The 25,366-nt window shown below is 68.5% G+C and carries 11 protein-coding genes; 6 read left to right on the top strand and 5 right to left on the bottom strand.

Translation table 11 applies throughout. From position 1 onward, the window contains the following. Nucleotides 1-843, top strand: coding sequence for a response regulator (locus tag FHY09_RS09220; protein WP_166926367.1), 843 nt, complete (start codon nt 1-3; stop codon nt 841-843). Further along, nucleotides 840-1,565 carry a uracil-DNA glycosylase gene (ung, locus tag FHY09_RS09225; protein WP_166926370.1) on the top strand — a complete coding sequence of 242 codons (726 nt, stop codon included), beginning with the start codon at nt 840-842 and terminating at the stop codon, nt 1,563-1,565. Before FHY09_RS09220 ends, ung begins: the two co-directional genes overlap by 4 nt. 17 nt (nt 1,566-1,582) lie before the next feature. Here the strand turns inward: ung and FHY09_RS09230 are convergent, their stop codons facing one another. Then, the gene (locus tag FHY09_RS09230; protein WP_456362755.1) at nt 1,583-2,128 is read right to left on the bottom strand and encodes a helix-turn-helix transcriptional regulator; all 546 of its coding nucleotides are present in this window, start codon (nt 2,126-2,128) and stop codon (nt 1,583-1,585) included. 199 nt (nt 2,129-2,327) lie between these two features. Between FHY09_RS09230 and FHY09_RS09235 the strand changes: the two genes are divergently transcribed. The 4 genes from FHY09_RS09235 (at nt 2,328) to rpoH (ending at nt 21,090) form a co-directional block, all read left to right on the top strand. Then, nucleotides 2,328-4,409 carry a DUF11 domain-containing protein gene (locus tag FHY09_RS09235; RefSeq protein ID WP_166926372.1) on the top strand — a complete coding sequence of 694 codons (2,082 nt, stop codon included), beginning with the start codon at nt 2,328-2,330 and terminating at the stop codon, nt 4,407-4,409. Nucleotides 4,410-4,420: 11 nt separating this feature from the next. Continuing rightward, entirely contained in the window at nt 4,421-16,276 is an 11,856-nt protein-coding gene (locus FHY09_RS09240; protein WP_166926374.1) for an Ig-like domain-containing protein, read from the top strand. A gap of 13 nt (nt 16,277-16,289) precedes the next feature. Then, nucleotides 16,290-19,940, top strand: coding sequence for a TonB-dependent receptor (locus FHY09_RS09245; RefSeq protein WP_166926377.1), 3,651 nt, complete (start codon nt 16,290-16,292; stop codon nt 19,938-19,940). A gap of 274 nt (nt 19,941-20,214) precedes the next feature. Further along, nucleotides 20,215-21,090: an RNA polymerase sigma factor RpoH gene (rpoH, locus tag FHY09_RS09250; protein WP_166926381.1), complete on the top strand. Its 876-nt coding sequence runs from the start codon at nt 20,215-20,217 to the stop codon at nt 21,088-21,090. 71 nt (nt 21,091-21,161) lie between these two features. On the opposite strand, the gene purD is transcribed toward rpoH, so the two are convergent. From purD to FHY09_RS09270, 4 genes are all read right to left on the bottom strand, one after another. Further along, complete coding sequence (gene purD, locus FHY09_RS09255) at nt 21,162-22,448, bottom strand: phosphoribosylamine--glycine ligase (RefSeq protein WP_166926384.1); 1,287 nt, start codon at nt 22,446-22,448, stop codon at nt 21,162-21,164. 61 nt (nt 22,449-22,509) lie between these two features. After that, nucleotides 22,510-24,093 (bottom strand): bifunctional phosphoribosylaminoimidazolecarboxamide formyltransferase/IMP cyclohydrolase, encoded by a 1,584-nt coding sequence (gene purH / locus FHY09_RS09260; protein WP_166926387.1) that lies wholly within the window; start codon nt 24,091-24,093, stop codon nt 22,510-22,512. A gap of 102 nt (nt 24,094-24,195) precedes the next feature. Then, complete coding sequence (gene fis, locus FHY09_RS09265; protein ID WP_166926389.1) at nt 24,196-24,471, bottom strand: DNA-binding transcriptional regulator Fis; 276 nt, start codon at nt 24,469-24,471, stop codon at nt 24,196-24,198. A 109-nt stretch (nt 24,472-24,580) separates the two neighbouring features. Beyond that, on the bottom strand, nt 24,581-25,351 hold the full coding sequence (locus FHY09_RS09270; protein WP_166926391.1) for a DUF3426 domain-containing protein: 771 nt from the start codon (nt 25,349-25,351) through the stop codon (nt 24,581-24,583). Between the last annotated feature and the right edge of the window lie 15 nt (nt 25,352-25,366).

The raw sequence follows: 25,366 nt of genomic DNA on the forward strand, positions 1-25,366 counted from the left end.
ATGCACGCGCACGCACTGAAGCATCTGGACAACGATGCGGCCCGGGTCATGGTGGTGGATGGCTCGCGCCTGGTCCGCCGGTTGATCGCCGATGTGCTGCAGCGCGACCTGCCCGGCGTGGACGTGGTGGGCTGCGCGAACATCGCCGAGGCACGCGTGGCGCTGGGCGAAGGTCCGGTGGACCTGGTCACCACCGCGCTCTCGCTGGAGGACGGCGATGGCCTGGCCCTGGCACGCCTCGTGCGCGACGCGGCCGGGCAGGCCTACGTGCCGGTCATCGTGGTATCCGGGGAGGCGCAGGCGCACCTGGAGCAGCGACGCTTCAACGAATACGTGACCGACTATTTCGACAAGGCGCTCGGGCATGAGGCCCTGGCCACGTTCATCCGCGGCTATGTGCAGCCCGCGCCGATCCCCGGCGCCACCGTGCTCTACGTGGAAGACAGCCGCGTGGTGGCCGAAGCCACCAAACGCATGCTGGAGCGCCAGCAGCTCAAGGTGCTGCACGTGGTGAGTGCCGAGGAAGCCTTCAGCCTGCTCACCGCCGAATCCCTCGGGCGCCACGCGGACCGCATCGATCTGGTGCTGACCGATGTCACGCTCAAGGGCGAGCTCAGCGGCCGCGACGTGGTGCAGCGCGTGCGCATCGATTTCGGCTACGGCAAGCGCCGCCTGCCGGTGCTGGTGATGACCGGCGATGGCAATGCGGCCAACCAGTCGCAGCTGCTGCAGGCCGGTGCGAATGACCTGGTGCTCAAACCCATCGAAGAACGCCTGCTGGTGACCAAGGTGCTGTTCCAGCTGCGCCTGGCGCGCCTGGAACCGAGAGCTGTCGTGCAATGAATGAAACCGTTTCGATCCAGCTCGAGCCGAGCTGGAAAGCCCGCGTGGGCGATTGGCTGCTGCGCCCGGACATGCGCGCGCTGTCCGCGTTCCTGCGTGAACGCAAGGCGGCCGGTGCGTCCGTGTTCCCGCCGGGTCCGCAGATCTTCGCAGCCTTCGAGGCCACGCCGTTCGATGCGGTCAAGGTCGTGGTGCTGGGGCAGGACCCGTACCACGGGCGTGGGCAAGCCCATGGGCTGAGCTTTTCAGTGCAGCCAGGCGTGCCGGTGCCGCCCTCCCTGTTGAACATCTACAAGGAAATCGAGCGCGACCTGGACATTCTACGCCCGGACCACGGCTGCCTGATCCCCTGGGCGGAGCGTGGCGTGCTGCTGCTCAACGCGGTGCTGACGGTGGAAGAAGGCAAGGCCGGCGCACACCAGAAGCGCGGCTGGGAAGGCTTCACCGATCATGTGGTCGACGTGCTCAACCGTGAGCGCGACGGGCTCGTTTTCCTGCTGTGGGGCAGCTATGCCCAGCAGAAGGGCAAGGTCATCGACACCACGCGCCACCGGGTACTCAAGGCGCCGCATCCCTCGCCGCTGTCCGCTCACCGTGGCTTCCTCGGCTGCGGGCACTTTTCCGCAGCCAACGATTACCTGCAGCGCCGTGGGCAGGCCGCCATCGACTGGTCACTGCCACCTCGTGCAACGCTCGAGCGCCGGATCGCCTCCCACGCCTGAGACGGGTACAGCCGCATTCAGTCCGTCAGCATCTCGAGGATCGTGTGGGCCATCTGCCGCTTGCGATGGGGCAGGCGTCTGAGCAGCGCGAGGATCGCGCATTCCTGCGGCGTGCGCTGTGCCTCCAGCAGGCCCTCCGGTGGGGGCAGGTCACTGCCATCGGCCGGGCGGCCCGGTCCGCGGCCGGTTGCCAGCCATTCGAAGTGAACCTGGGTGACCACGGCAATGCGCGCCAGGTTGGCGACGCTCGGCGAAGTGCCGCCTTCCTTTTCCCATTGCGTGACGGCGCTGCGCCTCACGCCGGTTTCCTTGGCCAGTGCCGCCTGTGACAACCCGGCGCTGAGACGTGCGCGCCGGATCCTGTTCCACATGTCCTTCATGGTCATGCTCTCCATGTCGTGGCAAGCGATGCTTGCCGGGAAGTGATTCTTTTCCCGCTTGCGCAGAACCGCTGTCCGTGGTCCTGCCCACAACGTGCTGGCGCTCCCCTGTGACCGCACGCCAGTATTTCTTTCCTGCTTTTCCACAACCCTGCGTTTGACCGCGCCGCGCGTGCGCTGCATTAATCAAACCAAACCGGGGCATAACGGAATTTCCCGGTAACAACGCACGCAAAGCAGCGATTCCAGGTGGCGGATCATATACCGCCCTCGATGCCGAGCTGTTGCCTTGATCCTGCGGAGGCGGGCCATGGTGGAAGAGAAAGGCGTGAAACCATCGTCGTTGCACTGGCAAGGAAATGTGGTCGCCTTGCTGCTGTTGATGTTTCTTTCAGTCTTCCCCGTGCAGGCCCAGCAGGCCACCCCTGCCTGTACCGCAGGTGCCTGTGTCACCGCCGGTCCCCGCCTGGCGTCGATCAATTCCACCCAGAGTCCGGTGCTGAACCTCCTTTTCAGCGCGCTGCTTCCGGGAACCACTGTAAACCTCACGGCAGTGGACTGGAACAGCCTGGCAGGGGCCAACGTCAATCTGAATGCGCTGCTGACCCAGCTCAACGGCGGCGTCCAGGTCAGCGATCCCGGCCAGGTCCTCAACGCGGCGATCACCGTGGGGGCGCTGCGTGCGGCGGTGGTGAACGTGCTGCGTGCGGATGGCCAGACCGCCGCGGCCAACGTGCTGCAGGTGCTGCCCCTCGGAGTGGCAGGCGCGGGGGGCACGATCCGCCTCGGGGACCTGCTGCAGATCGCGCTGCCGGTGGGATCGCTCACGGACATCCGGCTCAACGTACTCGACCTGGTCACCGGTGGCCTGCAGCTTTACAACTACAGCAACGTACTCACCACACCGCAGCCGATCTCCGTCAACACCGCGGCACTCGGCCTGAGCGGTCTGGCCAGTACACGCCTGTGGCTGCAGGTGGTGGAACGTCCCGTGTATACCTGCGGCCCATCGGGCACCGCGTTCCACAGCGCGGCCGTCCGCATCAAGCTGGACCTGGAACTGGTGCAGGGCCTGGATGTCACCTCGCTCATTTCCGCGCTGAACAATCTCAATGTGCTGGGCCTGGCGCGTGTCAACGTGAACTCGCTGTCGGCCAGCGCACTCCGCCTGCAGGTGTATGCAGACGTCGCGCGCGCGGAGGGCACCATCGCGGCGGTGAACCTGGTCGGCAGTTCGGTGAACCTGCAGGCCCGCCCCGGCCTGGTGAATCTCTACGTCGGGCAGATCAGTGATGCGGTGTTCTTCAACCGCAGCCGCGTGCTCGATGCGAGCGTGCTGTCGCCGGTCACGCTGACAACGCTCAACCTGAGCGTGCGCGTCAGCGCGGCGGGCCTGCCCGTGGCGGATGTGGCGGTGCCGTTGACCGTGGGGCTGCGCGGGTATGCCACGGCAACGCCCGGCCTGCAGACGGCCACCTTCTCCGGACCGTATCCACAGACCCGCACGCTGTCGGCGGGCACGGTCAGTGCGGCCACGCTGGTCTCCACGCTGGTGAACTCGCTCGATGTGCAGATCACCAGTGGTACGCCGGTGGTCACACTGCTGGGCGCGCTGGCGTTGCCGTTGCCCGTGGACACACTGGTCAATTCGCTGGTCGGTGCGTTGCTGCCGCCGCTGCGGCTGGTGGTCAACGCGGTGGTCACGCCGGTGCTGACCACGTTGCTCGGGGGCGTGGTGGACAACGTGCTTGGGCTGCTGGGCATCCGCATCGGGCAGGCGGTGTTCACCGTGGAAGGCCTTGCGCAGTCGTGCGTGGCCACGCTGCAGTTGGTGAAGGATCTCCAGCCGAGCAACGACACCGGACGCTTCAACCTTGCCATCACCTACAACGGCAGCGCGGTGGGGACGGCCAGCAATGTCGGCAACAACGGCGCGACGGCTGCCGTGGTCACCGTGCCCGGCGGCAGTTACGCGCTGGCCGAAACCGCTGCGGCGGGCACCACGCTGGGGCGCTATGCGAGCAGCTGGAACTGCACCCGCCAGGACGGCACCGTGGAAGCGTCCGGCACCGGCAGCAGTTTCACGCTGCAGGCGCCAGCGGTTTCGCCACAGCCGGTCACACTGGTCTGCCGCATCACCAACCGCACCCGCCAGGCGGACCTGTCGATCACCAAGAGTGACGGCAGTTCGTCCTACACACCCGGCACCGCGGCAACGTATTCGATCGTGGTCAGCAACGCAGGGCCCGACGACGTGCTCGCCGCGCAGGTCAACGACGCCTTGCCCGCAGGGGCCACGCTCAGCGGGCCGTGGAGCTGCAGCGCCAGCGCGGGCAGCAGTTGTGCAGCCGGTGGCGGTGCGGTGGGCGGCAACGTGGTCAACGTTGAGGTGAGTCTGCTCAACGGCGGGCAGGCCACGATCCTGGTACCGGTGATCTTCAGCAGCGATCCCGCCGCGTACTAGGCGCGATGCGAGTGAGCAGGGGAAGCACGGCGCGGGGCCGCGTCGTGCGCAGTGCAGGCATCTGGGCGGCCGGCCACACACCGGCGGCGGGCGAGGACAAGGACATGGCCACAGCGGCGAAGGATATCCCCCGGACCAGCACGACGTGGGCCACGGCCGCACGGCGCGCGGGCATGCTCCTGCTCGCGCTGCTGCCTTCGCTGCTGCACGCCCAGGCTTACCGCAGCCCCTTGGACAACACGGTGACGGTGAGTCCGCCGGCGGATATCGCCGACAGCGCGCTGGGCAACAACACCGCTACTGACAGCAACGTGCTGGCGCTGCAGGCGCAGGTGTCGATCGCCAAAGTCATCACCAGCGCTGTCCCGGTTCCCGCCGGCGGCGCCGTGCAGTACCAGATCACGGTCTCCAACCAGGGGCCTTCGATCGCCAGTGGCGTCACCATCACCGACCTCCTGTCGGCGCAGCTCACGTCCGTCAGCTGGACGTGCACGCCGAGCTCGGCGGCTTCGTCCTGCGCGGTGGCCAGTGGCAACGGCAACGCCGTTTCGGTGCAGGCCGATCTGGGTGTCAACAGCGGCGTCGTGCTGCTGATCAGTGCCATCGCACCGCTGTCGACACCGGCGACCATTCCTGGCAACACAGCGAGCGTGGCATTGCCGCCGGGCGTGACCGACCCGACACCCGGCGACACCACCGCCACCACGCCGCCGATTGCCGTGCAGCCGGCCGCCCTGGTCGCCACCAACGATACGTTCACCACCGCCATCCCGAACGAGGGCGGCAGCACGCCCAGCGTGCTGGGCAACGACACGCTGCGCGGTGACAACATCGCCCGGGGCAGTGTCACCGTGGCCCTGCAGACCGCACCGGGCGGCTTCAGCATCGATGCCGGCGGCGTGGTCTCGGTGCCGGCAGGGGCACCGGCGGGGCGCACGCAGCTGACTTACCAGATCTGCGAAACCGTCTCGCCGCAGAACTGCGCCAGCGCTGCCGTCATCCTCGTGGTGGCACCCGCCGCCGTGGACGACAGCTTCAACGTGACCAGCGGCTCGGTCGCACTGAGCGGCACCCTCGCGGCCAACGACCGCGTGCCTGCCGGGGCGACCTACAGCCTCGTGGGTGGGGCCGTTCCCGGTCTGGTGATCAATGCGGACGGCACGTTCACCTATGCACCGGCTGGCACCATCACGGCGCCGCGCACGTTCACCTACCAGGCGTGCCTTCCCGCACCGGACGCTTCGGTCTGTGCAAATGGCACGGCCAACATCCTCGTGGACGCCAATGTCCTTGTTGCCAATGACGATGTCGACCTCGCACCGCGGACGCCGGGAAGCGCGTTCACGACCGCGCCCGTGCTGCTCAACGACAGCTTCAGCAATGCCCCCGTGCCGCTGGACGGCGCCGTGCAGCTGAGCCTGATCGATGCACCGGCCGGCTTCACCATCGATCTCGCCAGCGGCGGCACCATCGGCGTGCCGGCCACCGCGGCGCCAGGTCGGCGCGTACTGACCTACCAGATCTGCGAGACCGCATTCCCCGCCAACTGCGCCACCGCGACGATGACGTTGGTCGTCAGTCCCGATGCCATCGATGATGCGGTCAGCACCCCGGGTGCCGGACTGCCGCTCAGTGGCAGTGTGGCAGGCAATGACAGGGTGCCGGCCGGCGTGCTCTACAGTCTGGTGGCGGACGCCTCGCGCGGAGAGGCCACGGTGACCCCCAACGGTGGGTTCACCTATACCCCCGCCGCCGGTACCACTGGAGCGGACGCCTTCAGTTACCGTGTGTGCCTGCCCGCACCCGATGCGGCGGTGTGTGATGTCGCCACGGTCGATGTGCTGGTGGGCGACAACGCGCTCGATGCCGTTGACGATGTGCTGTCCGCGCCGGTGCAGCCGGGCAGCGCAAGCAGCGCGAGCGTGCTCGCCAACGATGTGTTCAATGGCGTGGCGGTGGCGCCGGCGCAGGTGATCCTGAGCCTGGACACGGCACCGGCCGGCTACGCGATCACTACCGATGGCACCCTGCAGGTACCTGCGGGCGCCGTGGCCGGTGCGCAGACGCTCGTCTACCGGCTGTGCGAAAGCGCTGCGCCAACCAACTGCGATACCGCGACCGTGCAGATGGTCGTGGCCCCACAGGCCACCGGCGAGGCGTTCCAGGCCACGACCGGCGTGCTGCTGGAGGGCACTGTCGCGGGCAATGACAACCCGCTGACGGGTGGTGTCTACAGCCTGTTGGCCGGACCGGCGCAAGGCAGTGCCACGGTGGCAGCCGATGGCCGCATCACCTATCTGGCACCGGGCGGTGCCGTGGGTCCGGATGCCTTCCAGTACCAGGTGTGCCTGCCTGCCCCCAATTCCTCGGTGTGCGCCACGGCCACCGCGACGGTCACCGTGCAGGCGTCGGTGCTGCTGGCGGTGGACGATGATTTCCGCGGCGAAGTGCTCACGCCCGCAGGCGGCCTCACGCCCAGCGTGCTGGGCAACGACACGCTCAACGGTCAGGCGGTCACTGCGGCCGGCGTGTCCTTCGTATTGACCGGCGCGCCACCGGTGGGATTCTTCCTCGAAGGCGGCGGTGAGCTGCGCATTCCGGCCGGCGCGTCGGCCGGCACCCTGCAGCTCACCTATGAACTGTGCGAGGCCGCCACCCGCAACTGCGACAGCGCAGGCATCACGCTCATCATCCGCCCCGAGGCGGCCGACGATGCGTTCACCACCAACGTCGGCCGCGAGGTCGCCGGCAACGTGGCAGTCAATGACAATGCACCCGCCGGATCCACCTACGTGGTCGTCGGCACGCCCCCGCCGGGACTGCAGTTCGCCGCCGACGGCAGCTTCACCTATCTGCCGCCCGCGCAGCTGACCGGCGTGACCGCGTTCGATTACCAGGTCTGCCTGCCGGGGGCGGACGCAGCGGTGTGCGCCACGGCGAGCGCGCGGATCACCGTCAACGCCGGCACGCTGGCCGCCAACGATGATGATTTCCGTGCCGCCCCGCTCGATCCCACCACGGGTGGAACGACCAACAGCCTGCTGGCCAACGACACGTACAACGGCGCGATCCCGCCCGACCCGGCGGACATGCTGCTGACCCTGGTCGGCGCGCCCGCCGGCTATTCGATCAATGCCAACGGCACGGTGAGCATCCCTGGTGGCGCCGCCGCCGGTGCGGTGAACTTCCGTTACCAGATGTGCGAGCGCGCGCTGCCCACCAACTGTGCGTCAGCCAACGTCGCGCTGCTGCTGGTGCCGGTGGCGGTCAACGACAACTACAGCACGCAGGCAGGCGTCGTGCTGACGGGCAGCGTGGCCGCCAATGACAACGTGCCGGCAGGCAGCACCTACGTGGTCACCGATGCCTCGCCGGCCGGCCTGGTCTTCGCCGCGGACGGCCGCTTCGTCTACACGCCGCCGGTCGGCACCCAGGGGCCGGTGGATTTCACTTACCGGGTGTGCCTGCCCGGTGCCGATTCGGGGGTGTGCGCGGCCGCCACCGTCACCCTCAACGTCAACGCTGGCACGTTGGCCGCCAATGATGATGATTTCCGCAGCACGCCCATCGATGCCACGGCCGGTGGCAGCACGGCGAGCGTGCTCGGCAACGACGTGCTCGAGGGCGCAACGCCGCCCGCGCCCGCTGCGGTGGTACTGCAGCTGGTGGGCGCGCCGAGCGGCATCACGCTCGCGGCCGACGGCACGCTGACCGTTGCCGCCGGCGCCCCGGCCGGGGCGGTGATCGTGGAGTACCAGCTGTGCGAAGCGGCGCTGCCGAGCAACTGTGACTCGGCCCAGGCCACGGTACTGGTGGCGCCGTCGGCTGCCGCCGATACGTTCTCCACACCGGCCGGGCAGCTGTTTGCCGGCAACGTCGGGGCCAATGACAACGCCCCTGTCGGCGCGGTGTACAGCGTGCAGGGCGCGCTGCCAGCCGGCCTGCAGTTCAACCCGGACGGCCGCCTGCTGTACGAACCGCCGGCCGGCTTCACCGGCCCGGTGGCGTTCACCTACCGCGTCTGCCTGCCGGCACCGGATACCACAGCCTGCAGCGATGCGGTGGCCACCCTCAACGTCAACGCCGGCAATGTCATCGCGCTCGATGACGACCTCACTTCCGCCCCGCTCGCACCGGGCGGCAGCGCGGTGCTCAGCGTGCTGGCCAACGACACGCTCAATGCGGTGTCCCCGCCGCCGCCGGGCGCCGTCACCACCACCCTGGTGGGTGCACCGGCCGGCTACGCGCTGGACGCTGGCGGGCGGCTGCAGGTGGGGGCGCAGGCGCCCGCCGGGTTGCAGGTGCTCAGCTACCAGCTGTGCGAAGTCGCGGCGACCGGCAACTGTGCCAGCGCGCTGATACGCGCTGTGGTCACGCCGCAGGCCGTGGCCGATGCGTTCACCGTGCCCTCGGGCCAGACGTTCAACGACGCCGTCGGGATCAATGACAATGCACCGGCCGACGCCGTGTACACGGTGGCGAGCCCGCCGCCGGGCCTGCTGTTCAGCGGGAACGGCAGCTTCAGCTATACGCCCCAGCCGGGCACGGTGTATCCGCTGACCTTCACCTACCAGGTGTGCCTCGCGCAGCCCTACAGCGGCGAGTGCGCAAGCGCCGATGTCACGCTGACGCTCAGTGCGGGCACGCTGCTGGCCACCGATGACGATTTCAGTGCCACGCCGTTGAGCCCTGCCACTGGCGGGCGCACCGCCTCGGTGCTGGGCAACGACAGCCTCAACGGTGTCTCGCCGCCGGCACCGGCCAGCGTGCTGCTGACACTGACCGCACCGGAGGCAGGCGTGAGCATCGACGCCGATGGCAGCATCGTGATCGCCGCCGGCGTGGCCGCAGGTGCGCGCGTGGTCGGCTACCAGGTCTGCGAGACGGCGCTGCCCTCCAACTGCGTGGCGGCGGCGGCGCGCATCGCCGTGGCGCCGCTGGCGGTGGCCGATGCGCTGTCGACGCGTGCCGGCGTGACGCTGACCGGCAATGTCGGCAGCAACGATACGGTCGCAGCGGGGGCCACGTTCCGCATCACCACGGCTGCGCCTGCCGGGCTGACCTTCACCCCGGACGGCAGCTTCACCTTCGTGCCCCCGACCGGGCAGACCGGTGCCTTCGGCTTCAGCTACGAGGTGTGCCTGCCGGCGCCGGATGCCACGGCGTGCTCCACCGCCGCGGTGATCCTCAACGTCAACAACGGCGATCTGGCCGCCCTGGCGGACGACTTCAGCGGCCTTGCGCTCGCACCGGGCAGCACCTCGCCCAGCGTGCTGTCCAACGACACGCTCAATGCCGTGACACCGGCACCGGCGACGGCCGTGGCGCTCAGCCTGATCGGCGCACCCGCCGGCTACAGCATCGATGCGACGGGGGCGATCACCGTGCCCACCGGCGTGCCGTCCGGGCGCGTGACGCTGGCCTACCAGGTCTGCGAACTGGCCGCGCCCAGCAACTGTGCAACGGCCGACGTGCAGCTGCTGCTGGCACCCGCGCCGGTCAACGACCTGTTCTCGCTGCAGGCTGGGCAGACGCTGGCGGGCACGGTGGCCGGCAATGACAACGTACCGCTGGGGTCCATCTTCAGCCTCTCGGGTGCGCCGCTTGCCGGCCTGACTCTGGACGCTGGCGGTGGCTTCACCTATGCCCCGCCGGTGGGGACTTCCGGCGCCACGTCCTTCAGTTACCAGGTGTGCCTGCCCGCGCCGGACAGCGCGGTCTGCGCCAACGCCAGCGTCACGTTCAACGTCAACAACGGCACGCTGGTCGCGGTGGACGATGATTTCAGTGCGGCCCCCCTGGCCGCTGGCGGCAGCACCACCAGCGTGCTCGGCAACGACTCCCTCAACGCGGTCACTTCCCCCGATCCTGCGCTGGTCAGCCTGTCGCTGGTCAATGCGCCAGCGGGCGTGTCCATCGCTGGCGACGGTGTCATCGTGATCGCCACGGGCGCTGCCAGTGGCCGTACGACGCTGACCTACCAGGTCTGCGAGGTCGCTGCGCCGACCAACTGCGATTCGGCCACGGCCACCCTGGTGATCACCCCGTCGCCGCAGCCCGATACGGTCACGGTGGCCGCCGGTGGCTCTGTCACCGGCAATGTGGGGGGCAACGACCAGGTACCGACCGGCGCGCAGTTCAGCGTCAGTGGTGCGACGCCGGCCGGTCTCCAGTTCAACCCCGATGGCAGCTTCACCTATGCGCCGCCGGCGGCGACGGTCGGTCCGGTCTCGTTCAATTACCAGGTGTGCCTGCCGGCACCGGACAGCACCCTCTGTGGTGCCACCTCGGTGACGCTGACCATCAGCACCAGCACGCTGCTCGCCGTGGCCGATGACTTCGGCACCACGCCGCTGGCGCCCGGCGCCGATACGCCAAGCGTACTGCTCAACGACCGCCTCAACGGTGCCGTGCCTGCCGACGCTGCGGTGCAGCTGACGCTGATCGGGGCACCGGCCGGCTTCGTGATCCGGCCCGACGGCACGATCAGCACGCCGTCCACGCTGTCCGGTGCCAGCACCTTCGACTACCAGGTCTGCGAACGCGCCTCGCCCTCGAACTGCGCCACCGCAACGGTGCGCGTCGTGCTGCTGCCGCAACCGGTGGACGATGTGGTGACCACCGGCGTGGGTGTGCCGGTGAACGGCAACGTGGGCAGCAACGATGGTGTGCCGGCGGGCGCGGTGTTCAGCGTCGTGGGCGTTGTGTTGCCGGGCCTGCAGTTCAGTGCCGACGGCAGCTTCAGCTACGCACCGCCCGCTGGCACCAGCGGTGCACAGGCCTTTGCCTACCAGGTCTGCCTGCCCGCGCCGGACGGCGCTGCCTGCGGCACGGCGAGCGTGACGCTCAACGTCAACCTCGGCACCCTTGCTGCGGTCGGCGACGACTTCACCACGACGCCGATCCTGGCCGGGGGCGCGTCGGGCAGCAGCGTGCTGGCCAACGATCTGCTCAACGGCACCACGCCCCCTGCGGGCAGCGTGGTGATCAGCCTGGTCGGTGCGCCGGCCGGCTATGCCGTGGACACCAACGGCCTGGTCAGCGTGCCCTCCGGCGCGACCAGCGGACAGGTGAGCTTCAATTACCAGCTCTGCGAAACCGCTGCCCCGGGCAACTGCGCCAGTGCCGGCGTAACGCTGCTGGTGTCGCCGTCGCCGGCCGATGATGTGGTGTCCACGCCCGCCGGCACCGCAGTCGCCGGCAACGTCGGCAGCAACGACAATGTGCCGCCGGGCGCGACGTTCGGTGTTCCCGCTGGTGCGCCGGCCGGCTTCCAGCTGCTGGCCGATGGCAGCTTCCAGTACACCCCGCCAGCGGGCACGCTCGGTGCGCAGACAGTGACCTACCAGGTCTGCCTGCCGGCCCCGTTCGCAGCAACCTGTGGCACGGCCACGCTGGTGGTCAATGTCAACGCGGGCAATCTCGATGCCGGTGACGACGACTTCCGTGGCACACCGCTCACTGCGGGGACCACCACGCCGAGCGTGCTGCTCAACGACCGCCTCGATGCGCTGACACCACCGGCCGCCGGCAGCGTCATCGTCACGCTGGTGGGTGCCCCGGGCGGGGTGTCCATCGACGGTGCGGGCCGCATCAGCGCAGCGGCGGGTGCCGCGAGCGGTGCCCTCTCGCTGACCTACCAGGTGTGCGAGACCGCCGCGCCGACCAACTGCGATACCGCCGTTGTGGCCGTTGTGATCGCGCCCTCCGCCGTGGCTGACAGCATCGCCGTAGGGGCCGGGCAGACGGCCACCGGCAATGTCGGCAGCAACGACAACGCGCCGGCCGGTGCGCTCTACAGCGTGGTGGGTCCCGTGCCGGCGGGCCTGCAGCTGGCCACCAATGGCAGCTTCATCTACGCGCCGCCCGCTGGAGCCACGGGCGCACTGTCCTTCACTTACCAGGTCTGCCTGCCGGCGCCGGACAGCACGGTGTGCAGCTCGGCCAGCGTGGCGGTGACGGTGACCAGCAGTGCGTTGCTCGCCGTGGCCGATGACTTCAGCGGCACGCCGCTGCAGCCGGGCGCGGTCACGCCCAGTGTCCTGCTCAACGACACGCTGGGCAGCGCGCCGGTGGATCCTTCGACGGTGACCGTGCGGCTGGTGGGGGCACCGGCGGGCTATGTGATCGGTGCCGACGGTACGGTGTCCACCCCGGCGGTTGCTGCAGCGGTGACGCTGACCTACGAGGTCTGCGAACGCGCCGCGCCGGCCAACTGTGCCACCGCGAGCGCGATCGTGGTGACCCGTCCCGCGCCCGTGGCCGATACCGTGTCCACACCGGCAGGACAGGCAGTCACCGGCAATGTGGGCAGCAACGATGGCGTGCCGGCGGGCTCGGTGTTCAGCGTGCAGGGCGGCGTACCGCCGGGCCTGCTGTTCAATGCGGACGGCAGTTTCAGCTACACGCCGCCGGCAGGTGTCACCGGTGCGGTGAGCTTCGTCTACCAGGTCTGCCTGCCGGCCCCCTACAGCGCGGTCTGTGGCACCACCCGCGTGACGATCAACGTCAACACCGGCAGCCTGGTGGCCATCGACGATGACTTCACTGCCGTGCCGCTGGCGGCCGGTGCCACCTCGGGCCTGAGCGTGCTGGCCAACGATGTGCTGGACGGCGCGGTGCCTGCGCCGGCGGCCGTGCAGCTGTCGCTGGTCGGCGCCACGCAGGGCTTCGCGATCAATCCGGATGGCACCCTGCTGGCGCCGGCTGCGGGGACCGCCGGCGTGGTGACCCTCGATTACCAGGTATGCGAACGCGCGGCGCCCACCAACTGTGCCAACGCGCGGGTGACCGTGGTGCGCGTGCCGGCGCCGGTCGCCGACGTGGTGTCCACGCCCGCCGGCCAGGCGGTCGACGGTGCCGTGGGCAGCAATGACGGCGTGCCGCCCGGTGCCAGCTTCAGCGTGGTGGGACCGCTGCCGCCGGGCCTTCAGTTCAACGGCGATGGCAGCTTCACCTATCTGCCGCCGCCCGGCACCACCGGGCCGGTGACCTTCACCTACCAGGTCTGCCTGCCTGCACCGTATGCGGCGGTATGCGGCAGCGCAGGAGTGACGGTCAACGTCAACACCGGCAATCTGGTGGCCGCCGATGATGACTTCCGCGCGGTGCCGCTGCCGACCGGTGGCAGCACACCGAGCGTGCTGGACAACGACCTGCTCGACGGGGCCGTGCCAGCACCCGGCAGCGTCGTGGTGACGCTGCCCAACGCGCCGGCCGGCATCACCATCGATGGCAACGGCGTGATCAGCGTGGGTGCCGGTGCGGTGCGCGGTGCAGTCACGGTGACCTACCAGGTCTGCGAAGCCGCGGCACCCGGCAACTGTGATTCGGCCACGGTCAGCCTGCTGCTGGCGCCGGCGCCGCAGCCGGATGTGATCACCGTGGCGGCGGGCGCGACGTCCAGCGGCAATGTCGGCAGCAACGACGACGTTCCGCCGGGCGCGCGCTTCAGCGTGGTGGGCACACCGCCGCCGGGCCTGCAGTTCAACCCCGATGGCAGCTACCTGTACATCCCCCCGGCGGGTACCACCGGGCAGATCGGCTTCACGTACAGCGTGTGCCTGCCCGCACCGGATGCCGCTGTCTGTGCCACCGCCTCGGTGACCTTCCTCATCACCACCCACGTCGTGCTGGCGGTCAACGATGACTTCAGCGCCACGCCGGTGGACCCGGCCACCGGTGGCACGGTCAGCGGCTCGGTGCTGGACAACGACACCTTCAACGGCGTCGCTCCGCCGCCGGTCGGCAGCGTGGTCGCGGTGCTGGTCAACGCGCCGGCCGGCTTCACCCTCACTACCCAGGGCCAGGTCACGGTGGCACCGGGCACGGCCGCGGGGCAGTACGCGCTGACCTACCAGCTGTGCGAGAACGGTGCGCCGACCAACTGCAGTACCGCCATCGCCACGGTGCAGGTGGCCGCGCCGATCGCGCTGCTTGCGGTGGATGACAGTGGCGGGCCGGTTCCCGCGGGCCGGGCGGCGCCCAACCTGCTCAACGTGCTGGCCAACGACACGTTCAACGGCGGCGTGCTGGATCCGGCGCAGGTGACCTTCGCCCCGGTGGGCACGGCAGAACTGGTGTTCGCTGCGGACGGTTCGTTGAGTGTCCCGGCGGGTGTCGGCGTGGGGACCTGGAGCACCACCTACACCCTCTGCCTGGTCAGCCAGCCAACCGTGTGTGACACGGCCACGGTGAGCGTGGTGGTGGAGGCCGGCATCGACAGCGTGGCACTGCAGGACGACTGGGTGGACCTGCCGCCCAACGGCGTGCTCGAGATCGATGTGCTGGCCAACGACCGCATGGACGGGGCACCGATCGATCCGGACAGCATCGTGCTGACCCTCATCAGCGATCCGCCGTATGGCACGGCCGAAGTGATGCCGCGGGCCCGCATCCGCTTCGCCGCCCGGACCTGGTTCGCCGGCGTGCAGACCTTCGATTACGCGGTCTGCGACCGCGGGGATCCGACCCTCTGCGCGGAGGCGACGGTAACCATCGCCGTGCCGACCAATACGGTGACCGTGGCCGACGCGCGCATGGTGTCCGCGGACGGCGAACCGGTGGTCTGGGATGCGCTGGCCAATGCGAGCAGCAGCACCGCACCGCTGGATCCGGCTTCGCTGCAGGTGGTGGCAGCGCCTGCCAACGGCGCGGCCGTGTGCGCCGCTGGCCTGTGCACCTACACGCCTGAGCCGGCGTTCGCAGGAACTGACAGCTTCCAGTACCAGCTGTGCGACGTGTCCGTGCCGACGCGCGTGTGCGATCAAGGCACCATCGCGGTGACCGTGGCCGGTGAGCAGGCCGTGCTGCGCCTGACCAAGGTGTCGGCCAAGCGCAGCGTGCAGATCGGTGACCTGGTGCGCTACACCGTCACCGTCGAGAACGTGGGCGAGGTCGATGCCAACGGTGCGACGCTGCTGGACACGCTGCCGCCAGGCTTCACCTTCGTGCAGGGCGGCTTTGCGGTGCAGGACGCCGACAACAGTGCACGCCCCAGTGGTGTGCAGCCGCTGCGGATCGATGGCATCGACGTGGCGGCCGGCGCCAGTGCAACGGTGGTGTACTACCTGCGCGTCGGTGCGGGCACCGGTACGGGTACGCACACCAACCGCATCACCGCCGTCGACGGACAGGACCGCAGCATTGGCAATGTCGCCTCGGCGGATGTGGAGGTGACCGCCGATCCGCTGCTGGATGAAAGCCTGGTGGTCGGCAGCGTGTTCGATGACCGCAATGGCAACGGCGTGCAGGATGCGGGTGAGCGCGGGATTCCAGGCGTCCGCGTGGCGGCGGTGGAAGGCCTGCTGATGGAAACCGATGCCTTCGGGCGTTACCACCTCGTGGGTATCCAGGGCGGAGCAGCGCGTGGCCGCAACTTCATCCTGAAGGTCGATGCCTCCACGCTGCCCTCGGGAACCCGCTTCACCACGCCCAATCCGCTGGTCCGCCGCATCACCCCCGGATTGCCTGCGCGCTTCGACTTCGGCGTGGTGCTGCCGGAAGGTGGACTGCATGCGGGTGGCGCGGTCACCGCCGGGCCGGTGGAGATCGAGCTCGGGGAAGGGCTGTTCGTGACCGGCGGGACGGCCTTGGTGCCCGACCACGGCGTGGTGCTGGAGAAAGCGGCCGCGGCCGTCGAACGCGCGCGTGGTGGACGGCTGCTGTTGACGGCATCGCCGCAAGAGGACGGCCGCGCGCTGCAGAGGGCGGCCGTCCTCGCCGCCGCGCTGCGGACGCGGCTGACACCCGCTGTCGCGGCCGCCACACGCATCGATGTGGTGTCCGGCAAGGACGAGCAGGTGCTGCACAACGTCCGCGTGGATGATCCGCGCGGCGCCGGTGGTCCAGGTGAGGAGGGGCGCTGACATGGACACGAAGATGTTTCGCGGGAACGCATGCCGACTGTTGCTGCTCGCTGGCAGTGTGCTGATGGGGTTGCCGCTGCAGGTATCCGCACAGCCAGCGGCGGCAGCGCGGGCGGCCAGTGCACCGCCGCAGTGCGACGGTGATACCTGCCATGCCGGCGAGGCCATGCTGCTGCACATCCGCAGTGCCGGACCGTCGGCGCCTTCGTCCATGGCCGGCACGCGTGACCCGTTGCCACCGGCCAGGCCCGACGGTGCATCGCAGGCCGGGGGTTTCATGGCCGAACTGCCCAACGGCGGCGTGGTGTGGGCCACCGAAGACCCGAGCATGGTGCCGCCAAGCCTCAGCGTACAGGCTGCGGCCACGGTGCCGCTGGAAAATGGCCGGATCGTGCGTCCGTTGCGCTTCCACAGCTACAACAACTACGCGGCCTTCATTGAAACGCTGGAGGTCACGCTTTACCGCGGCAGCGATACCGACCTGGTCACGCCGCTGGCCCGCATCACCCTGCCCACCGGCTACGTGGCCGACGCCGAATGGGATGGCAGCGTGCCAGAGCAGGTGAAGCTGCGCACCGGTGATGATCTGATCTACGTTGCCCGTGCCTACGGCGCCGGGGGCGCGTTCGACGAGACCCACGTGCAGCGCATCCAGCTGGTGACACCGGCCGATTTCGACCGTGGCCTGCAGGTGGTGCGCGAGACCGTACAGAAGACCCTGGGCCAGGCACTTGAGGGGGCCAACGCGCAGGACCTGCAGATCAGCACGTCGGTGTACGGCCAGAGCATGCTCCGGCTGCAGAACATTCCCATCCACGGTTCGCGCGTGCGGGTGTATGGCCGGGGCCTGGCGCCGAACAGCCGGGTGACGATCAACGGGCAGAGTTTCCCGGTGGATCTGGAGCAGAAGTTCGCCGCCGAGTTCCTGGAGCCGGTGGGTGAGCATCGCTATGACGTCCAGGTGGAATCGCGCGATGCACCAGCCGCACAGCGGCAGCTCGACGTGGCGGTCACGGGGCGTTACCTGTTCGCGGTGGGCATCGCCGATGTCACGCTGTCCAGCAACAGTGCCAGCGGCAATGTGCAGCCGCTCGCACTCGACGACCGCGATGATGACAGCTTCCTCAGCGAGGGCCGGCTGGCGTTTTACCTCAAGGGAAAAATGCGTGGTAAATACCTGCTGACCGCGCAGGCCGATACCCAGGACCGTGAACTCTCCAACCTGTTCCGCGATTTCTGGGAAGCCGATCCGCAGGATGTGTTCCGCCGCCTTGACCCTGACCTGTACTACCCCGTGTACGGCGATGACTCCCTCACCTGGCGCGATGTGGACACGCAGGGCCGCCTGTACCTGCGGGTGGACTGGGACCAGAGCCAGGCGTTGTGGGGCAATTACGCCACCGGTATCACCGGCACCGAATACGGGCAGTACGTGCGCTCGCTGTACGGTGGTGCGTTGAACTGGCGCTCGCTGGACGCCACGCCGTTGGGAGAGGCGCGTTCGCAGCTGAAGGTGTTCGGTTCGGAAGCCCAGTCCGCTCCCGGGCACAGCGAATTCCTCGGCACCGGCGGCAGCCTGTATTACCTGCGCCACACCGATGTACTGCCCGGCTCGGAGCAGGTGGTACTGGAAGTGCGCGACCGCACCACGGGGCGCACCGAAACGCGCACGACGCTGCAGGAGGGCGTGGATTACGAGATCGACAACCTGCAGGGCCGCCTGATCCTGACCCGCCCCCTGGCCATGCTCACCCGCGAGAACGTCCGCAGCATCACCCGCGACATGCCACTGGATGGTTACGACCAGCTGCTGCTGGTGGACTACGAGTACGTGCCGCTCGGCTTCAGCAGCGACGACGTCACGCTCGGTGCGCGCGGCCGGCAGTGGCTGGGCGACCACGTGGCCGTGGGTGGCACGTGGGTGGAAGAAAACCGCAGCGGGGAGAACTACACGCTCAAAGGCGCGGACCTGACCCTGCAGGCCGGGCGCGGCACCTACGTGAAGGTGGAGCACACGCAGACCGATGCAACCGCAGCGCCGGTGTTCTTCTCGGACAACGGCGGTCTCAGTTTCATCCGGCGCAACCCGTACGAAGGGCGGCGTTCCGGCAGCGCAACGGCCGTGGAGGCCCGGGCCAACCTGCGTGAACTGGGCTGGACGGAACAGGACTGGAGCGTGGGCGCTTGGTGGCGCGACGTGGATGCCGGCTTCTCGGTGGCGCGGCGCGATACCGGTGCGGCGATCAAGGAATACGGCGCGGAGTTCCTGGGCTATTTCACCGACGACCTGAGCCTGTATGGCCGGCACAGCCGCACCGAACAGGGCGCGTTGGCGCTGGAACAGACCCAGCTGACCGGAGAATGGCGGCTCGGCAACGATGGGCAGTTCAGCGCCGAGCTGCGCCGCGTCCGCGAAGAGCAGAGCCTGCAGACGGTCCAGGCGCTGCTGGCCGCGCTTGGGTACCGGCAGCGCTTCGGCGCCTCGTGGGAGCTGTATGGCACCGGCCAGGTGACCGTGGACGACGATGGTGGCGCTTACGAGAACAACGACCTGCTGACGCTCGGCGCACGCTACCTGTTCGGTGACCGCAGCAGTGTGGGGGCCGAGGTCAGCGGCGGCAGCCGTGGCCATGGCGGCAAGGTTGACGCCGAATACCGCATGGCGCCGGATCACAGCCTGTACGGTGCCTACAGCTACAGCAGCGACCGCACCGGCACCGATCCGCTGTTCGATACCGGCCTGCAGAGTGGCTGGACGCTGGGCCAGCGCTGGCGCGTGAGCAACCAGGTCAATGTCTACAACGAAAGCCAGTACCTGAAGGATCGCCGCCAGGACAGCGCCGGCCTGGTGCACACTTTCGGCATGGATTTCTATCCCGCGCAGGGCTGGAACCTGGGCTTCACGGTGATGGATGGCGAGCTGGAATCCAGGCTCGGCCGCATCGACCGTCGTGCCTACAGCGTGAGTGGCGGGCGCACCGATGCGGCGACCCAATGGAGCAGCAAGCTGGAGTACCGGCACGATTCCGGTGCCGAGCAGCGCGAGCAGTGGGTCACCACCAACCGTCTGCTGTATCGGGTCAACGAAGACTGGCGCGTGGCGGTAAGGGCCAACTACGCCGACACCCGCGACCGCATCAATCCACTGGCCGATGCCAGGCTGGTGGAGACCAACATGGGCTTTGCGTGGCGACCGCATGACAGCACGCGCTGGGCTGCCTTCGGCAAGTTCACCTATCTCTATGACGTGGCGTCGCTGGGGCAGGAAGGCGGCAACCTGTATGACCAGCGCTCGCAGGTGGTCTCGCTGGAGGGCATCCGCCAGCTCACCGACCGCTGGGAGGTCGCCGGCAAGCTCGCCTCGCGCTGGGGCGATTACCGTACGGGCCGGGGCGAAGGCGCCTGGCTGGACAGCCGCGCGGACTTCGCGGCGCTGCAGCTGCGCTATCGCCTGTTCGAGAAATGGGAAGGGCTGGCCGAACACCGCTGGTTGAAAGTGCGCGACGGCGGCGTGCGGAAAGGTTGGCTGCTTGGCGTGGACCGCAGGATCGGAGACAACTTCAAGGTCGGTGCGGGCTACAACTTCACCGGGTTCAGCGACAACCTGACCGAACTGAAGTACGACCAGAAGGGATTCTTCGTGAATCTGGCGGGCTACTACTGACCGCTCATGGGGAGGGCGCTGAACGTCGGCCAACGCCTTCGGGCTGAACAGGGCAGTCCACCTGGTCGTTCAGCTGCCCGTGACGTCCAAAACGCCTTGGATAGATCCCAAGCAGTTGATTCATATAGAAAAAACAGATCCGAAGGGCGGGCTCGCCATTGTCATCATGAGGGCGTAGGGTAGTGGGGTAGTTACCGCCATCGTTCTACCACCGGAACGCTGGAACTTTTTCAAGCTTTAGCAGTCCAAGTATCAGACTGCTAAGATGGGACCTATGAGCCAGATGACCTCTACTGCCCTTGTGGCAAACAATCTTCCGATTCCCAGTGCGCTCGGTTCGCTGGACGCCTACATCGGTGCCGTGCACCAGATCCCGGTGCTGACGGTCGATGAAGAGCAGGACCTGGCACGTCGCTTCCGTGATCAGAACGAACTCGATGCGGCGCGCGAGCTGGTGCATTCCCACCTGCGCTTCGTGGTGCACGTGGCCCGTGGTTACAACGGCTACGGGCTGGCGCTGGGCGACCTCATCCAGGAAGGCAATATCGGCCTGATGAAGGCCGTCAAGCGCTTCGACCCGGACATGGGCGTGCGGCTGGTGTCCTTCGCCGTGCACTGGATCCGTGCCGAGATGCACGAGTTCATCCTGAAGAACTGGCGCATCGTGAAGGTCGCCACGACCAAGGCGCAGCGCAAGCTGTTCTTCAACCTGCGCCGCTCGAAGAAGCGCCTGGGCTGGATGAACGCGGCCGAAGTCACTGCGGTGGCCAACGACCTCAATGTCTCCGAGCGCGAAGTGCTGGAGATGGAGTCGCGTCTGTCCGGTCGCGACGTCGGCTTCGATGCGCCCAGTGACGAGGACGATGACCATGCACCGCCGTCGCCGGCAGCGTACCTGATGTCCAGCGATGAAGATCCGTCGGCCGCTTACGAGCGCATGGACAGCGAAGACAACCAGCTGCAGCTGCTGCGCGAGGGCCTTGCCGAACTGGATGCGCGCTCGCGTGACATCATCGCCCGCCGCTGGCTGGACGCTGACAGCAAGGTGACGCTGCAGGAACTGGCGGACGAGTACGGCGTTTCTGCCGAACGCATCCGCCAGGTCGAAGCGAACGCGCTGAAGAAGATGAAGGCGCTCTTTACTGCCTGAGCGCAGCCTGCGTCGTAGAAGAAGGCCCCGCAGTGCGGGGCCTTTTTCGTTGCCTCAGGAGCAGGTCGGCGTCAATGCGGCTCGCGCGCGATCGCACGCCAGCCGATGTCGGTGCGGTGGAACGCGTTGGCCCACGTCACTGCCGCCACGCCTGCATAGGCATTGGCCTGCGCCTCGCCCACGCTCCCGCCCAGCGCCGCCACGCACAGCACGCGGCCGCCGGCGCTGACCACGTTGCCCTGCTCATCCAGCGCCGTACCGGCATGGAACACCTTGGCCGTCGACGGCACGGCGTCCAGCCCCGAAATCACATCGCCGGTGATGGCTGCCTCAGGGTAGGGCCGGGCTGCAAGCACCACGCCGAGCGAGGGACGTGCGTCCCACTGCGCCTGCACCTGGTCCAGCCGCCCATCGATGGCCGCCTGCACCAGATCCAGCAGGTCCGACTGCAGGCGCAGCATGACCGGCTGCGTTTCCGGATCACCGAATCGCACGTTGAACTCGATGACCTTCGGGGCGCCGCTGGCATCGATCATCAGGCCCGCGTAGAGGAATCCGGTGAACGGAATGCCGTCGGCGATCATGCCCCGCACGGTCGGCTCGACCACTTCGCGCATGACCCGTGCGTGCACCTCCGGCGTCACTACCGGTGCCGGCGAATAGGCGCCCATACCGCCGGTGTTGGGGCCGGTATCACCATCACCCACGCGCTTGTGGTCCTGCGAGGTGGCCATCGGCAGTGCGTGCGTGCCATCGACCATGGAGATGAAACTGGCTTCCTCGCCTTCGAGGAATTCCTCGATCACCACCCGCGCACCGGCATCGCCGAACGCGTTGCCCGAGAGCATGTCACGCACGGCCGCCTCGGCCTCTTCCAGCGACATCGCCACGATCACGCCCTTGCCGGCCGCCAGGCCATCGGCCTTGACCACGATCGGCGCGCCTTTCTCGCGCACATAGGCCAGCGCCGGCTCGACCTCCGTATGCACTGCGTAGAACGCGGTGGGAATGGCGTGGCGGGCGAGGAAGTCCTTCGCGTAGGCCTTGCTGCCTTCCAGCTGCGCGGCGGCCGCGGTGGGTCCGAAGATGCGCAGGCCCGCCGCGCGGAAACGGTCCACCACGCCGGCCACCAGCGGCACTTCCGGCCCCACCACGGTCACGGCGATGGCTTCGCGCTGTGCCAGTGCGAGCAGCCCGTCGAGGTCATCCACCTTGACCGGTACGTTGCGGCACCTGGGCTCGGTGGCGGTACCTGCATTGCCGGGGGCGACCAGCACTTCGCTGACCTGCGGCGACTGGGCGAGCTTCCAGGCCAGGGCGTGTTCGCGGCCGCCGGAGCCGATGACAAGGATCTTCATGGGACAGGTTTCTCGGATGCTTGAAAGAAAAGCCGGGCAGGGCCCGGCTTCGTCATGCGGTTCAGTGGCGGAAGTGGCGCACGCCGGTGAACACCATCGCCAGGCCGTGTTCGTCGGCCGCGGCGATCACCTCGTTGTCGCGCATCGAACCGCCCGGCTGGATCACCGCCTTGATACCGGCGCCGGCGGCCGCGTCGATGCCATCGCGGAACGGGAAGAAAGCATCGGAGGCCATCACCGAGCCTTCCACCACCAGGTTCGCGTCGGCGGCCTTGATGCCGGCGATGCGCGCCGAGTAGACGCGGCTCATCTGGCCGGCACCGACGCCGATGGTGCGGTTGTCTTTGGCATAGACGATGGCGTTGGACTTCACGAACTTGGCCACCTTCCAGGCGAACAGCAGGTCGTTGAACTGCGCTTCGGTCGGCGCGACCTGGCTGACCACGGTCAATCCGGCACGGGTCATGCCGCGGTTGTCCGAAGACTGCAGCAGCAGGCCCGAGCCCACGCGCTTGGTGTCGTAGTTGTTCAGGCCGGCCCCGTGCGGGATGCGCAGCACGCGCACATTGGCCTTTTTCTGCGCGTATTCGAGCGCGTCCGGAGCGTACTCCGGTGCGATCAGCACCTCGACGAACTGGCGGTCCAGGATCGCCTGCGTGGTAGGCAGGTCCAGCGGTACGTTGAAGGCGATGATGCCGCCGAACGCGCTGGTCGGATCGGTCGCATAGGCCAGTTCGTAGGCATCGCCGGTACCGGCGCCCACGGCCACGCCGCACGGATTGGCGTGCTTGACGATCACGCAGGCCGGCGCGTCGAACTGGCGCACGCACTCCCACGCGGCGTCCGCATCGGCGAGATTGTTGTAGCTCAGCGCCTTGCCCTGCAGCTGCTGGAACGTGGCCAGCGTGCCGGGCACCGGGTACAGATCACGGTAGAAGGCGCCGCTCTGGTGCGGATTCTCGCCGTAGCGCAGGTCCATCACCTTCACGAAGGTGGAGTTCATCTGCGCCGGGTACTCGCTGCGCACCGGCACGGCGGTTTCGCGCGAAGCGACGGCGGACAGGTAGTTGCTGATCGCGGCATCGTACTGGGCGACGCGGTTGAACGCGGCCACCGACAACGCAAAGCGCCGTGCCGCCGAGAGCTGGCCCTGATTGGCGTCCAGTTCGGCCAGCAGGTCCGCATACTGCGAAGGATCGGTCGCCACGGCCACGCGGGCGAAGTTCTTGGCCGCCGAACGCAGCATCGCCGGGCCACCGATATCGATGTTCTCCACGGCATCTTCCAGCACGCAGTCAGCCTGGGCGGTGACGGATTCGAACGGGTACAGATTGAGCACCAGCAGGTCGATGGCCGCTATGCCATGCTCGGCCATCACCGCATCGTCGGTGCCCGCACGGCCCAGCAGGCCGCCATGCACCTTCGGATGCAGCGTCTTGACCCGGCCATCCATCATTTCCGGGAAGCCGGTAACGTCAGCCACGTCCTGCACGGCCAGGCCCGCTTCGCGCAGTGCCTTGGCGGTGCCGCCGGTGGACAGCAGCGCCACGCCGCGCGCGGACAGGGCAGTGGCCAGCTCGATCAGGCCGGTCTTGTCGGAAACGGAAAGCAGGGCCCGACGGACGGGCAGCAGGTCAGCACTCATGGGAACAGGGCAACGGCAGCAGACGGGGCCGATAGTGTAGGCGCTCGCGCCGCAATCTGCCGCGTGCCACGGCGACCGTGGCACCGCCGCCGGCCGCGCCGATCAGGCGCTGATGCCGTATTCCTTGAGCTTCTTGCGCAGGGTGGCGCGGTGGATGCCCAGCATCGCCGCCGCGCGGCTCTGGTTGCCTTCGCAGTGGTTGAGCACTTCCACGAACAGCGGAATCTCCATCTCGCGCAGCACGATCTCGTACACATCGTCCGCATCACAGCCATCGAGGTCGCGCAGGTAGCGGCGGACGGACTGGGCGACATGTTCGCGGAGCGGCGGCCGCGAAGCGCCACGACTGGCGTCAGGACGAGAGAGCACTGCGTTCAAGGGAGATCCCGATCAGGTGGCCGGCGCGAATGCGCCCGGGCGATGAAGGTGGAGTGGGCCAGTCTAGCGCGAGCCGGGCCGGCCTGCACGGCGCGGCGGGGCGGCCGGCTCAGAGGAAATCAAAGGTGAAGGCCACGGTGGACGCCGCCGGCTCACGTACCTGGAAGGCCAGTTGGGCACTCTGGCCGGGCTCCAGATGGCCGGTGCCGTCCATGCCTTGCGGCAGGTACTGGCGGGGACTGAAGACGCCGCTTCCGATCACCCGCCCGTCGGCATCGGACAGGGTCAGCCGGAGCGCCGGCCACGCCTGTGCCCAGCGCGCGTCGTTGCGGATGGCGGCCTGCACCTGCAGGGTGCCGCTCTGGCCGGGGACGGGGCGGATCTCGCGGCTGATCATGGTGTAGGCGGCGGGCTCGTGCCAGGGCGGCAGCGTGCAGCGCAGCACGCCGCAGAGGCCCGCGATCCACGGCCGCGTGGCGGCATCGGCGGCCAGCCGCTCGCGGTCGGCCACGGCGATCTGCAGCAGCAGCAGCGCCATCAGCCCCGCGATGACGCCCCACTGCCAACGCGGCACCGGCGCTGACGGCGCCGGTGCACGCAGGAACACCGGCTCGGTGGCGGACGCCGGTGGCGGCTCGGGGATCGGCGTGGCGGCCGCGCCAGTGAGCGGGACGTGCTCGTCTTCCGGGGGCGCCTGCAGGGGCTCGACGGACCTCGCAGCGGGGTCCGCGGCCACGGCTGCGCCGGCGTCCGCGCCATCATGCGCCGCCGGAGGCGCGGTGATGTCGCCAGCCACGGTCCGCCCCTCGGCCGGCGCATCGGGCGGTGCGGCGCGCAGGAAGGTGGCCAGGGGGCGGCGGGGTGGGTTCGGCTCGGACATGTCGGCAGCGGGCTC

This window comes from Xanthomonas sp. 60, from assembly GCF_011761925.1.